Annotated in this window: 12 protein-coding genes; 3 read left to right on the top strand and 9 right to left on the bottom strand. The window is 71.1% G+C overall.

Annotated elements, in window-relative coordinates; all coding sequences use genetic code 11:
• Positions 1 to 249 precede the first annotated feature (249 nt).
• Complete coding sequence (locus BJ984_RS09915; RefSeq protein WP_271206494.1) at positions 250 to 1029, top strand: aminotransferase class IV; 780 nt, start codon at positions 250 to 252, stop codon at positions 1027 to 1029.
• Positions 1030 to 1066: 37 nt separating this feature from the next.
• On the opposite strand, the gene cydC is transcribed toward BJ984_RS09915, so the two are convergent.
• Genes cydC through BJ984_RS09895 form a run of 4 tightly spaced genes read right to left on the bottom strand, consistent with a single transcriptional unit; the run spans position 1067 to position 6901 of the window.
• Positions 1067 to 2740 (bottom strand): thiol reductant ABC exporter subunit CydC, encoded by a 1674-nt coding sequence (cydC, locus tag BJ984_RS09910; RefSeq protein WP_179547873.1) that lies wholly within the window; start codon positions 2738 to 2740, stop codon positions 1067 to 1069.
• Positions 2737 to 4458 (bottom strand): thiol reductant ABC exporter subunit CydD, encoded by a 1722-nt coding sequence (gene cydD, locus BJ984_RS09905; RefSeq protein WP_179547872.1) that lies wholly within the window; start codon positions 4456 to 4458, stop codon positions 2737 to 2739. Before cydD ends, cydC begins: the two co-directional genes overlap by 4 nt.
• Positions 4459 to 4462: 4 nt before the next feature.
• Positions 4463 to 5470: a cytochrome d ubiquinol oxidase subunit II gene (cydB, locus tag BJ984_RS09900; RefSeq protein ID WP_179547871.1), complete on the bottom strand. Its 1008-nt coding sequence runs from the start codon at positions 5468 to 5470 to the stop codon at positions 4463 to 4465.
• An 18-nt stretch (positions 5471 to 5488) separates the two neighbouring features.
• Complete coding sequence (locus BJ984_RS09895; protein ID WP_179547870.1) at positions 5489 to 6901, bottom strand: cytochrome ubiquinol oxidase subunit I; 1413 nt, start codon at positions 6899 to 6901, stop codon at positions 5489 to 5491.
• A gap of 154 nt (positions 6902 to 7055) precedes the next feature.
• Between BJ984_RS09895 and BJ984_RS09890 the strand changes: the two genes are divergently transcribed.
• Positions 7056 to 7736: a DedA family protein gene (locus BJ984_RS09890; protein ID WP_179547869.1), complete on the top strand. Its 681-nt coding sequence runs from the start codon at positions 7056 to 7058 to the stop codon at positions 7734 to 7736.
• Between the two features lie 19 nt (positions 7737 to 7755).
• Here BJ984_RS09890 and BJ984_RS09885 read toward each other — a convergent pair whose 3' ends face one another.
• The 5 genes from BJ984_RS09885 to BJ984_RS09865 all read right to left on the bottom strand — a co-directional run bounded on the left by BJ984_RS09885 (position 7756) and on the right by BJ984_RS09865 (position 11718).
• Positions 7756 to 8691, bottom strand: coding sequence for an ABC transporter substrate-binding protein (locus BJ984_RS09885; protein ID WP_179547868.1), 936 nt, complete (start codon positions 8689 to 8691; stop codon positions 7756 to 7758).
• A gap of 4 nt (positions 8692 to 8695) precedes the next feature.
• A complete protein-coding gene (locus BJ984_RS09880) occupies positions 8696 to 9433 on the bottom strand; it encodes an ABC transporter permease (RefSeq protein WP_373877403.1) in 738 nt (245 codons plus the stop codon).
• Positions 9430 to 10122, bottom strand: coding sequence for an ABC transporter permease (locus BJ984_RS09875; RefSeq protein ID WP_179547867.1), 693 nt, complete (start codon positions 10120 to 10122; stop codon positions 9430 to 9432). The genes BJ984_RS09880 and BJ984_RS09875 overlap by 4 nt, the downstream gene beginning before the upstream one ends.
• Positions 10119 to 10931 carry an ABC transporter ATP-binding protein gene (locus BJ984_RS09870; protein WP_179547866.1) on the bottom strand — a complete coding sequence of 271 codons (813 nt, stop codon included), beginning with the start codon at positions 10929 to 10931 and terminating at the stop codon, positions 10119 to 10121. Before BJ984_RS09870 ends, BJ984_RS09875 begins: the two co-directional genes overlap by 4 nt.
• Before the next feature lie 139 nt (positions 10932 to 11070).
• Positions 11071 to 11718, bottom strand: coding sequence for a TetR/AcrR family transcriptional regulator (locus BJ984_RS09865; protein WP_179547865.1), 648 nt, complete (start codon positions 11716 to 11718; stop codon positions 11071 to 11073).
• Positions 11719 to 11816: 98 nt separating this feature from the next.
• Here BJ984_RS09865 and BJ984_RS09860 point away from each other — a divergent pair, with 98 nt between their 5' ends.
• The gene (locus BJ984_RS09860) at positions 11817 to 12863 is read left to right on the top strand and encodes an App1 family protein (protein ID WP_271206493.1); all 1047 of its coding nucleotides are present in this window, start codon (positions 11817 to 11819) and stop codon (positions 12861 to 12863) included.
• Positions 12864 to 12867: the final 4 nt, after the last annotated feature.

Genomic DNA, 12867 nt, shown 5'->3' with positions numbered 1-12867 from the left:
AGCTGGTGCCAGAGGGTGGGTCGCTGGGGAGGCGCGCAGGGCGCACCAGTGAACAACAGTAGCGAATCCCGCCGTGTTCCCGCCGGGCGCCCGGTTCGGGGCCGACGGGGGTTCCGGATGCCCGCCCGCACCGACACCCCTGCAGTAGCGTTGAAGGCACCGCCGCCCGCGTCGCCGCAGGCGCCCACCCCGCACCGCCCGCGGTGCACAGCCCGCGGCGCCGACCGACACCGCCGAGAGGAGCCGCCCGTGGCCGAAGCGCCCGCCGCCTTCGCCTGGCACGGCGGCGCCCTCGTCGAGACCGAGCTCGCTCCGCACCACGCTCTCGCGGCGGCCGACTCGTGGTACGTCTCCCCCGAGGGCCGGGTGCGGGCGCTCGACACCCACCGTGAGCGGTTCCTCGCGGCGACGGGCGAGCGGATGCGCGCTGACGCCGAGACCTTCTGGGCCGCCGCCGCCGGCCGCCTCCGCTCTTACGCGGGAACCGCCCTCTTCCCGCGGGTCGAACTGGCGCAGACGGATTCGGGCCCCCAGCTGCGCCTGCGCGCCCGAGTCGCCCCGCGCCTGCGCACCACGACGGTGCTCGCCACCCACGCCGGCCCCGACCCCCGCACCACGCCGCGCATCAAGGGCCCCGACCTGGAGGCGCTCCTCGCGCTCCGCGCCGCCGCCCGGGAGGACGGAGCCGACGAGCTGGTGCTGCTCCGCGACGGGCTGGTGGTGGACGGCAGCACGTCGGCGCTGCTCTGGTGGCGCGACGAGACGCTGGTCGCGCCGGCGGGCGACCTCCCTCGGGTGGCGAGCGTGACGGCCCGGAGCATCCGCCTGATCGCCACCGCCACGGGCACCCGCGTCGTGGAGGAGCGGGCCCGCCCGGCCGACCTCGTGGGCTGCGAGGTCTGGTCGGTCAGCGCCCTGCACGGCATCACCGTGGTCGACGGCTGGATCGGCGGCCCGGCCACCGCGGCGCGCCCCTCCCGCGCGGCCACCTGGCGCCGCCGCCTCGCGGCCCTCTCCCGCCCCCTCTGACCCCCGCGCACCCCACCCGCGCCCCACCCACGCGCGCCTAACGACCTTCTGGCGACTCGCCAGGAGGAAGGACGGTGAGGGTGCGCGTGACGAGGGCGGGCGGCACGGGTGTGTGCGAGATGAGGAGCACGGCGCGCGATGCGGCGGCCGCCGCCGAGAGCAGGTCGGTGAGCAGGGCGTCGGCCTGCTCGGGGTCGACGTTGGCCGTGGGCTCGTCGAGGACGAGCACCGGGAAGCCGGCGAGCAGCGCCCGGGCGAGCGCCAGACGCTGCGCCTGTCCGCCCGAGACGAGGGCGCCGCGCTCCCCCACGCGCGCCGTCAGCCCGCCGCGGGCCTGCACCCACGGCCCCAGCCCGACGCGGTCGAGCACGGCGAGCAGCTCCTCGTCGGTGGCGGTGTCGCGGGCGAAGAGCAGGTTCTGGCGGATGTCGTCGTCGAACAGGTGCGGCCGCTGCTCGCACAGCCCGACGACCTGCCGCACGGCGTCGACCGGGTACTCCCGCGCCTCGTGCCCGTTCAGCCGGTAGCTGCCGCTGTACTCGAGGAAGCGCACGAGCACGTGCGCGAGCGTGGTCTTGCCCGCGCCGCTCTCCCCGCGCACGAGCACGCGGTCGCCCGGGGAGAGATCGAGCGAGACGGGCGCCAGCGCGGGCGAGGAGGCGCCGGGCCAACGCGCGGTCACGTCTCGCAGCGACAGCCCCGTGAACACCTCGGGTGCCGGTCGGAGCGCAGAAGGCCCGTCGACCGGGATCTCGGTCGGCACGCGCGACGGCACCACCGACGCGATCCGGTCGGCACTCGCCCGCACCTGCCGCCACGCCCCGGCCGCCAGCGGGATCATCGCGAACACCTCGAAGGCGGCCAGCGGCACCAGCGCCACCACGGCGAGCGCCGGCCCGCCGAACCCACCCGACCCGAGCGCCGGCACTCCCACCACGAGCGTCAGCACCGTCGCGAGCCCGGCGAAGAACGTCACGGCGGCCGCCGTCGCCCCGGCCCCCACGGCCCGCCGCCGGGACGCAGCGGTCAGCGCGGCATCGGCTTCATCCAGGGAGGCGAGGGCCGCACGGTCGGCCCCGTACGCCACCAGCACGTCGAGGTTCGTCAGGTAGTCCGCGAGGGCCGCCCGGTGCCTCCCCCGCAGCCCCGCGAGCGCTCGCTCGGCCCGCCCCGAGAGACCAGCGTTCAGCACGGTGCCGACGATCAGCGCGGCGACGAGCGACAGCAGCAGCACGAGCCCGGCCGCGGGCAGCAGCAGCCACACCACGACGACCACGGCGGCGGACGTCAGCCCCGACACCACGAGCGGCTGCACCACGCGCAGCGGCAGGTTCTGCTGCTCGTCGACGTCGGACACGAGCCGGCTCAGCAGGTCCCCGCTCCGCGCCGAGCCCAGCCCGTCGGGCGCGACCGGCACGAGCCGCTCGTACAAGCCGACCCGCAGCGCCGGCATGGTCGCGAACGCCGCGTCGTGCCCCACGAGCCGTTCCAGGTACCGGAAGGTCGCCCGCCCCAGCGCGAACGCCCGCACCCCCACCATCGCGGCCGAGAGGAACAGGATCGGCGGCTGCTCGGCCGCCCGCGTGATCAGCCACGCCGACACCCCGAGCAGCCCCACGGCGCAGAGCGCGCTGAGCAGTCCCAGCGCCACACCCGGTACGAACCGCACGAGCGGCGGCTGGGCGAGCCGCAGCACCTCCCGCCGGTTCACGCGGCACCTCCGCGGGCGCCGGCCGGCTCGACGAGCGGATGCGCGACCGAAGGCGCCGCGAACTCCAGCCGCTCGTCGGCCGACGCCGTCACCGCGGGCCGGTGGCTCACCACGATCACGGCGCGACCCTCCTCGGCCAGTGCGCGCAGACTCCGGATGAACTCCGCCTCCGTCCCGGCGTCCAGCGCCGACGTCGGCTCGTCGAACACCACGACCGGGCAGTCGAGCGCCCTGGCCCGGTACACGGCCCGCGCGCTCGACACGCGCTGCGCCTGCCCGCCCGACAGTCCGCCGCCGCGCGGGTCGATCCGCTCCGAGAGCCGGATGCCCGTCCCGCCCACGAGGTCGAGGGCCGCCCGCGCGCGCGAGGCGTCGGGCTCATCGTCGCCGAGCGCCACGTTCTCGACCACGCTGCCCTCCACGAGCGCGGCACGCTGCCCCGCCCACGCGAGCCAGGGTCGCGGCGCCGGATCGTCGGTGACGTCGTGGCCGCCGACGAGCATCCGCCCCTCGACCGGCACGAAGCCGAGCAGGGCGTTCACGAACGAGGTCTTGCCGCTCCCGCTCGGCCCCGTCAGCGCCGTGACCGCACCGCGACGGATGCTCGCCCCGAGCCCCTCGAACGCCACCGTCTCCCCGTACCGCACGCCGAGCCCCCGCACCTCTAGCCCGCGCTCATCAGGGGCGGCTGCGCGAACGGAGGACCCACCGAAAGCGGCCGGCCGCGCATCCGTCGCCGTCGCACCTGCGCGCGCCGAACCCGCCGCCTCGTCGAGGATCTCGAACACCGACGTCGACGCCGCCACCCCGTCGGCCGCCGCATGGAACTGCGCCCCCACGTTGCGGAGCGGCAGGAACGCCTCGGGCGCGAGCAGCAGCACGAACAGCCCGACCCCGAGCCCGAGGCTGCCGTCGATCAGCCGCACGCCGATCGACACCGCCACGAGCGCCACCGACAGGCTCGCCGCCAGCTCGAGAGCGAAGCCGCTGAGGAACGACACCCGCAGCACCTTCATCGTCTGCGTGCGGTACTCCTCGGTGACGGTCCGGATGCGGGCGGCCTGGCGGTGCTGCCGCCCGAACACCGTCAGCGTCGACAGCCCGCCCACCACGTCGAGGAACGCCGTGGAGAGCCGGGTCAGCTTCTCGAACTGGCGCTGCTGCACGGTCTGGGTGGCCCAGCCGATCAGGATCATGAAGATCGGGATGAGCGGCAGCGTGAGCGTGACGGTGAGCCCCGAGATCCAGTCCTGCGACCAGATCGTGAGCACCACCAGCGGCATCGCGATCGCCGTCAGGATGAGCTGCGGGAGGTACTTCGAGAAGTAGGTGTCGAGGGCGTCCAGCCCCGGCCCGGCGGTGACGCCGACGGCGGTGCTGCTGCGGCCGCCGCCGAGCCAGCCCGGGCCGAGCCGGGTGACGGCGGAGAGCACGCGGCGACGCAGCTCGCTCTTCACGACCGCGGCGCCCCGTGCCGCGTTGTACTCGGCCAGCCAGCCGAGGGCGAAGCGGAGCGCCACGACAGCGGCGAGCGCGCCGATCTCCGGCATCAGCGCGGCGAGCGACGAGCCGTCGATCGCGCCGACGACCACCTGCGTGACCAGCCAGGAGAAGGCGACGATCGCGGCGGTCTGCCCGAGTGCCAGCACGCCACCGGCGGCGAAGAACGCCCGCGCCGACGCCGCGTATCGGAGGAGCCGGGGATCGACGGGACGCACGGTACTAGTGTGCCGCCTCGACCGGGATGTGGGCGCGGGTGACCCGCTTGCGGAAGATCCAGTAGGTGAAGCCCTGGTAGGCGAGGATCAGCGGCAGGAAGATCAGTGCCACCCAGCTCATGATCTGCAGCGTGTAGGCCGACGAGGACGCGTTCTCGATCGTCAGGCTGTTGGCCGCGTCGTTCGACGCGGGCATCACGTCGGGGAAGAGCGAGGCGAACAGGCTGAGCACGGCGAAGCCGATGGTGCCGGCCATCAGCGCGAACGCCGCCCCCTCGCGACCCCGCAGGTTGGCGAGGAACGAGACGACGAGCGCGAGGGCGGCCACGAGCGCGAACACCGCCGAGAGCAGGCTGCCGTAGGCGAGCGTCGTCCAGACGAGGAAGGCCGCCGCGACGACGATCGTCACCGCCCCCGAGCGGGTGGCGAGCGTGCGCGCCCGGGCCCGGATGTCGCCGTCGGTCTTCAACGACACGAACACCACGCCGTGGGTGAAGAACAGCAGCAGCGTCGTGGCGCCGCCGAGGAGGGCGTAGGGGTTCAGCAGATCGAACACGCTGCCGGTGTAGTCGTGGTTCGCATCCAGCGCCACGCCCTGCACGATGTTGGCGAAGGCCACGCCCCAGAGGAAGGCGGGCACGGCCGAGCCGACCACGATCATCCGGTCGAAGCGCGCCTTCCAGGCCTTCTCGGGCCGCTGATGGCGGTACTCGAACGAGACGCCGCGCAGGATCAGGGCGATCAGGATGAGAAGCAGCGGCAGGTAGAACCCGCTGAACAGGGTCGCGTACCACTCGGGGAAGGCGGCGAACAGAGCGGCGCCGGCGACGATCACCCAGGTCTCGTTGAGATCCCAGACGGGGCCGATGGTGTTGATCAGCACCCGCCGGTCGGTGTCGTCCTTGCCGAGGAAGGGCAGCGACATGCCGACGCCGAAGTCGAAGCCGTCGAGCACGAAGTACCCCACGAACAGGAAGCCGACGATGCAGAACCACAGGATGGTCAGGTCCATGATGATGTCTCTCCCGGCCTAGTAGACCGTGGCCGCGTGCTGGAGCTCGCCCGTCTCGGGGTCGGGCTCGGGGGCCGCCTCGGGCCCCTTCTGGATGGCCTTCTTGATCAGCCGGAACTCCACGACCGCGAGGGTGCCGTAGACCGCGGTGAACGCGATCAGCGAGATCAGCACGTCGAGCCCCGAGATGCCGGGCGAGACGGCGTCGGAGGTCTTCAGCAGACTGAACACGATCCAGGGCTGGCGGCCCATCTCGGTGAAGATCCAGCCGACGATCATGGCGCCGAGCGAGAGCGGGAAGGCCCAGACGGCCACCCGCCACATCCAGCGCCACTTCGGGTCACGGCCCTTGCGGGTGAGCCAGAGGCCGGCGACGGCGATCAGCACGTGCAGCATGCCGAGCGCGATCATCCAGCGGAAGGCCCAGTAGGTGATCCAGACCGTCGGCGTGTAGTCGCCGGGGCCGTAGGCCTGGACGTACTGGGCCTGCAGGTCGTTGATGCCCTCGACCGTTCCGTCGAAGGTGTGCGTCGACAGGAAGGAGAGCAGGTACGGGATGCGGATCGAGAACAGCTCGCTGGTGCCGTCGGGCGTGCCGAGCGTGAAGATCGAGAAGGATGCCGCCGCCCCCGTGGAGGTGTTGTAGAGCGCCTCGGCGGCCGCCATCTTCATGGGCTGGGTCTCGACCATCGCGAGCCCGAGCTGGTCGCCGGTGAGCACGGTGAGGCCACCGGCGATCACCATCATCCAGAGCCCGAACTTCAGGGCCGGGCGCATGGTCTCGAGGTGCTGGTTGCGGTACAGGTGCCAGGCGGCCGCGGCGATGATCAGGCCGGCCGTCACCATGAAGCAGGCGAAGATCGTGTGCGGGAACGCGGCGAGGGCGACCTTGTTGGTCAGCAGCGCCCAGATGTCGGTGAGCTCGGCGCGGCCCTTGACCTCGTTGATGCGGAAGCCGACCGGGTTCTGCATGAAGGCGTTCGCCGCGATGATGAAGTACGCCGAGAGCACGCTGCCGAGCGCCGCGATCCAGATGCTGGCGAGGTGGAGCTTCTTCGGAAGCCTGTCCCAGCCGAAGATCCAGAGACCGATGAAGGTGGCCTCGAGGAAGAAGGCGAGCAGGCCCTCCAGGGCGAGCGGGGCGCCGAAGACGTCGCCGACGAAGCGGGAGTAGTCGCTCCAGTTCATGCCGAACTGGAACTCCTGCACGATTCCGGTCACGACGCCCATGGCGAAGTTGATCAGGAAGATCTTGCCGAAGAAGCGGGTCAGCTGGAGGTACTTCTCCTTGTCGGTGCGCACCCAGGCGGTCTGGAAGATCGCGACCGTGACCGCGAGCCCGATCGTCAGCGGCACGAAGAGGAAGTGGTAGATCGTCGTGAGGCCGAACTGCCAGCGGGAGAGGATCAGAGGGTCGAGCAGCTCGTTCACGCTGTACTCCTTGCGTGGGAAGTGAGGCCACGCTGCCGTCGCAGTGGATTGCGACGCCCTCAGTTTAGCTTGCTTGTATACAAGGTTCCAAACCCATCGGGGATTCCCATGGTCACTCCGCTAGAGTGTCGGGCATGCGGTGTGGAATACAAGCATGAACGAGGTGCTGTCCTGGGTGCTGGATACCGTCCAGTCGGTAGATCCCCTGGTCAGAACCCTCTTGGCTGGAGTCGCGATCATGCTCGAGACGAGCATCCTGATCGGTCTCGTCGTTCCGGGTGACAGCGTCGTGCTGGTCGCCGCGACCGGGGTCGAAGGGCCACTTGAATACACGTCGCTGGTCATCGTGGTTATCATCGGCGCCCTCACCGGCGAGAGCATCGGCTTCGCGATCGGGCGCTGGTTCGGGCCGAGACTCCGGGCGTCGAGGCTCGGCCGGCGGCTGGGTGAGAAGAACTGGGCGCGGGCCGAGACGTACCTCGCCCGGCGCGGCGGAATCGCCGTCTTCCTGTCGCGGTTCATCCCCGTGCTGCACTCGCTCATCCCCCTGACGGTGGGTATGAGCCCGATGCGCTACCGGCGCTTCATGGCCTGGACCGTGCCGGCGTGCATCCTCTGGTCGCTCGCCTACGTCTCCGTCGGCAGCGCGGCCGCCGGCGGCTACCGGGAGCTCTCGCGCGAGCTGCACTGGGCCGGCTACCTCTTCGTCGGGGCCATCGCGCTGTTCGTGGTGGCGGTGTTCGTGGTCAAGAAGGTCATCAACCGGCTCGAGCGCCGGCACATGGAGGAGGCCCCGCCCTCGCCCGTCGACGACGGGGAGAACGGGGCCTCGTGACCTGCTGAGGTGCGGGCTCCTAGAAGAGCGCGACCTTCTCGAGCCAGGTCTTCGCGATGGTGTCGGGCGACTCCTGGTCGTTGACGCTCTGCGAGTTGAGGTCGACCAGGTCCTCGGCCGTCAGTGCGGCGCTGACCTTGTTGATGACGTCGGTCACCTCGGGGGTGGCGGCGTCGGTGTTGATCAGCGGCACCACGTTCGAGGCGAGGAAGAGACCCTTCGGGTCCTCCAACGTCACGAGGTCGTTGGTCTTGATGTTCGGGTCGGCCGAGTAGATGTTCACCAGCTGCACCGTGTTGTCCTTCAGCGCCTGGATGGTGAGCGGTCCGCCCGAGTCCTCGATGGGCGTGAAGCCGACGGTGACGTCATAGGTGCTCTTCAGGCCGTCGGGGCCGTAGGGGCGGGTCTGCAGCTCGGAGTTGCCGCCGAGGGTCAGCGGCGTGGTGACCTTCGCGAGGTCCTCCAGGCTCGTGACGCTGTTGGCGTCCGAGAACTCCTTGGTGACGTTGTAGGAGTCCTGGTCGGTGGCGGGCGACTGGTCGAGCACCTCGAGGCCCTCGGGGAGGGCGCCGGCCAGGGCGGCGTAGACGTCGTCGCTGGTCTTGGCGGTGGTCTCGGGGTCGTAGTACTGCAGCAGGTTGCCGGAGTACTCCGGGAACAGCTGCACCTCGCCGTTCTCGAGCGCCGGCAGGTAGGCGTCGCGCTGGCCGATGTTGAACTGGCGCGTCACCTCGACACCGTTGTCCTCGAGCGCCTGCGCGTAGATCTCCGCGATGATCTCGTTGGAGTAGTACGCCTGCGAGCCGATGACGATGGCTCCTCCGTCGGTCGAGCCGGCCGCCGACGTGGACGAGGTGTCCAGCGGGTCGCCGGACGAGCACCCTGCCAGCGCCACCGCTGCGCTGACCGCGACTAGCCCTGCGACGAGCCGGCCTTTCGTGATTGCTGTGAACATGTGATCATTTCCCTTCTCGGATGGGGGATCCCATCACCGCGCGCGGACGGGATGACCGCGCACGGACGTTCTGCTGCCTCGTGGCGACGACGCCCCGTGGAACCACCAACTTCTGCAGCAGGGCGAAGATTCCCTCGAGCACCAGCGCCAGTGCGGTGACGAGGATCGACGCGCCGAGCATCATGTCGTAGTTGCGCGTCGCCGCGCCCTGGAAGATGAAGGTGCCGAGCGCGCCGCCGCCGATGTAGCCGGCGAGCGTCGCGGTGGCCACGACCTGGAGCACGCTCGAGCGCACGCCGCCGATCAGGAGCGGCAGCCCCAGTGGCACCTCGACCTTGCCCACGACCTGCAGCTCGGTCATGCCGACCGCGCGGGCGGCGTCGATGGTGCGGCGGTCGACGGCCTCGAAGCCGGCGTACGCGCCGGCGAGGAGCGGCGGGATGGCGAGGATGACCAGGGTGAGCATCGGCGCCTTGAAGCCGATGCCCAGGGCGAAGCCGAACAGGATCAGCACGCCGAGGCTGGGCAGCGCGCGCAGGCCGCCCGAGAACGCGACCGCGATGTCGCGGCCCCGCCCGGTGTGGCCGACGACGTAGCCGAGCGGGATGGCGACGACCGCCGCGATGGCCACCGCTCCGAAGGTGTAGCCGAGCTGTTCGAACAGCCGGGCGATCCAGCCTGTCGGTCCGTTCATGTTCGCGGGGTCGAGGATCCAGGCGATGCCGCCGAGCACGAGATTCACGAGACGCCTCCGGCGACGAGGGCGGGCGTGGTGCGGCGGGAGGCCTTGCGCCGCCGGTCAGGGGTGCTCCACGGCAGCAGGAGGCGGCCGACGAGCACCAGCAGCAGGTCGAAGACGACCGCGATGACGAGCGTCGCGACGATGCCGGTGATCACCTCGGCCGGGATGTTCCGCTGGAAGCCGTTGGTGAAGAGGTAGCCGAGGCTCTGCACGCCGATGATCACGCCGAGGGTGGCGAGGCTCACGGTGCTCGCCGAGACGACGCGCAGCCCGCTGAGCAGCACGGGGCCGCTCAGCGGCAGCTCGACCCGCCAGAACCGCTGCCAGCCCGAGTAGCCCATGGCCGAGGCGGCCAGCAGGGTGTCGTCGTCGACCGAGGCGAGCCCGTCGGCGGCGGTGCGCACCATCAGCGCCACGGCGTAGATCGTCAGCGCCACCACCACGTTGACGGGCGAGAGCAGCGGGGTGCCGAGGAAGATCGGCATGAAGATGAACAGCGGGATGGACGGCACCGTGTAGAGCAGCCCCAGCACCACGAGGATGACGCCGCGCGATGGCCGGTAGCGGTTCGCCAGCCAGCCGATCGGGATGGAGACCAGGAAGCCGATCAGGATCGGCGGGACGCTGAGGCCGATGTGCGCCAGCACGAGCTCCCAGACGAGATCGAGGTTCGACTCGAGCCACTTCACGGCTGGAGGACTCCCGTCGGGGTGCCGTTCTCGTCGACCACGACGTCACGGTCGCCGACGCGCTGGATGCGCAGCGCCCGCTTGCCCTTGTCGGCTCCGACGAAGGTGGCGACGAAGTCGTTCGCCGGGGCGGCGAGGATCTCGGCCGGCGACCCGGCCTGGGCGATGTGCCCGCCCTTCTGCAGGATGACGACCTGGTGTCCGAGCAGGAACGCCTCGTCGATGTCGTGCGTGACGAACACCACGGTCTTGCCGAGCCCCTCCTGCAGGCGGATGGTCTCCTGCTGCAGCTCGGCCCGCACGATCGGGTCGACGGCGCCGAAGGGCTCGTCCATCAAGAGGATGTTCGGGTCGGCCGCGAGACCACGGGCCACGCCCACGCGCTGCTGCTGGCCGCCCGAGAGCTGGCGGGGGTACTTGTCGGCGAGCGAACGGTCGAGCCCCACGGTGTCGAGCAGCTCGAGCGCGTGCTCGCGGGCCTCGCGCTTCGGGGTGCCGTTCAGGATCGGCACGGTCGCCACGTTGTCGATCACCTTGCGGTGCGGCAGCAGGCCCGAGTTCTGCATCACGTAGCCGATGCGGCGGCGGAGCTTGACGGGCTCGAGGCCGCTCGTGTCTTCCCCGTCGATCAGGATGCTGCCCGAGGTGGGGTCGATCATCCGGTTGATCATGCGGAGCAGGGTGGTCTTGCCGCAGCCCGAGGAGCCGACCAGCACGGTCGTCTTGCGCGGGGGGATGACCAGGTCGAAGGAATCGACGGCGAGGGTTCCGTCAGGGAATCTCTTGGTCACCGATCGGAACTCGATCATCGCTCAGCCCAATCGTCGGGGACCGCACAGCGCGGTCCGCCGGTTCAGCCAAGCATCATCGGCCGGAAACGCAAAGACCCGTGCAAGAAGACGTCACAATCCGGATGCTCGGGGCCCGCCGGTGCCGCACCGGTGCGATTCAGGCGCGCACGGCCGCCGGGGCGAGGTAGCCCGTGACGAGTGCCCGGGTGGCCTCGATCGCGGCGGGGTCGCCCTTCGGATCGATGATGAAGGCGCGCACCAGCAGCGCGTCGCCCATCGTGAGCGCGATGTCCAGCCGCTCGGCGAGGCCCTCGGCGTCGACGCCCAGCTCCTCGATGAAGATCGCCGCCAGCGGGCCGGCGATGCGCGCGGCCGACGCGGTGCCGCCGTCGACCTCGGGCAGCGCGATCTGGTCGCTCAGCCGGATGGAGGTGAAGCCGGGCTCGGTGCGGTGCAGCTCCACCGCGGCGTCGATCAGACAGGTGATGGCCTCGTCGAGCGTCGTCGGCTTCGTCGCCTCGAGGTTCTCGACGCTCAGGCGGAGGAACCGCTCGAAGCCACGGAGGCTCATCGCCGCGAGCACCGCGATGCGGTCGGGGAAGTAGCGGTACACCGTGCCGATCGAGGCACCCGCCCGCTCGGCGACCATGGCGGTCGTCAGGCGCTCGATGCCCACCTCGGCCACCACCGCCGAGGCCGCGTCGAGCAGAGTCGCGATGCGCTCGCTGCTGCGCGCCTGCACCGGTTCGTTGCGCACCTGGCCGCTCGTCGTGAGCGCACCGCTGATCAGGTCGTTGAATGCCACGGAGTTCCTTCCCGATGTCCCGCACCCAGTGTAGATCCGAGTTTCCGTCATTCGTACGCAGGGCGCACGTTCAGGGCAAGCCGTGACAGACTGGGGACGTGCCAGAGACACGACTTGCGGCACCCCGACTGCACCGGGCCGCCCGCATCGACGACGCGATCCACGGCTTCCGGGTGAGGTGGGCCCGCCGTCGCGGCCACCTCCCGACGGTCATCCCCTACGCCGGCTACGGCTCCACCAGCCGCATCCGCGTGCTCGGCCGGGTCGTGCTCGTGAAGCAGCCGAAACCCGGCTCCCGGGCGGCCAAGACGATGCAGCGACGCGAGGACCGGGTGCGCGGCTGGCGCAGCTTCACCAGCGTGCCGCTCGGCGACGTCGACGTGCTGATCGAGGTCGAGGGCATCCGCCGCACCGTGCGGGCCGACCGCGGCGGCGTGGTCGACGTCTCCGTCGACGTCGAGCTCGAACCCGGCTGGCACTCCATCGCCATGACGGCGGCGGGATCGGAGGCGGTCGAGGCGCCGGTCTCGATCGTCGCGCCCGGCACCGACGTCGGCATCGTCTGCGACATCGACGACACCGTGATGGTGACGGCGCTCCCCCGCCCGTTCCTCGCGTTCTGGAACACCTTCGTGCTCGACGTGCACGCGCGGACGCCGACCCCGGGCATGTCGGTCTTCCTCGAGCGGCTCACGGCAGAGCATCCGACCGCCCCCGTCGTGTACCTCTCCACCGGGGCCTGGAACGTCGCGCCGACCCTCACCCGCTTCCTCTCGCGCAACCTCTACCCGCGCGGCCCGCTGCTGCTGACCGACTGGGGGCCGACGCACGATCGCTTCTTCCGGAACGGCCGCGAGCACAAGGAGAAGAACCTCCGGCGCCTGGCCGAGGAGTTCCCCGACATCCGCTGGATCCTGATCGGCGACGACGGGCAGCACGACGAGGAGATCTACGGCGAGTTCGCCGTCGAGAAGCCGGGGAACGTGCGGGCCGTCGTCATCCGGCAGCTCTCACCCAGTGAGGCCGTGCTCGCGGGCGGGCGCTCCAAGCCCGACCAGCAGCTCGCCGGCTCGGCGGTGCCGTGGGTGTTCGCGCCCGACGGCGCCGGCCTGCTCGAGCAGCTCGAGGAGCTCGGCCGGGCCTGACCCT

The organism is Herbiconiux flava (assembly GCF_013409865.1).
In the GTDB taxonomy this organism is placed as follows: domain Bacteria; phylum Actinomycetota; class Actinomycetes; order Actinomycetales; family Microbacteriaceae; genus Herbiconiux; species Herbiconiux flava.
Note: the sequence above shows the minus strand (reverse complement) of the source record. Positions and strands in the feature narration are given on the sequence as shown.

Excerpts from the sequence above, each read along its gene's own strand:
- cydB (WP_179547871.1), bottom strand. The coding sequence starts at position 5,470 with ATGGACCTGACCATCCTGTGGTTCTGCATCGTCGGCTTCCTGTTCGTG.
- BJ984_RS09890 (WP_179547869.1), top strand. The coding sequence starts at position 7,056 with ATGAACGAGGTGCTGTCCTGGGTGCTGGATACCGTCCAGTCGGTAGAT.
- BJ984_RS09885 (WP_179547868.1), bottom strand. The coding sequence starts at position 8,691 with ATGTTCACAGCAATCACGAAAGGCCGGCTCGTCGCAGGGCTAGTCGCG.
- BJ984_RS09870 (WP_179547866.1), bottom strand. The coding sequence starts at position 10,931 with ATGATCGAGTTCCGATCGGTGACCAAGAGATTCCCTGACGGAACCCTC.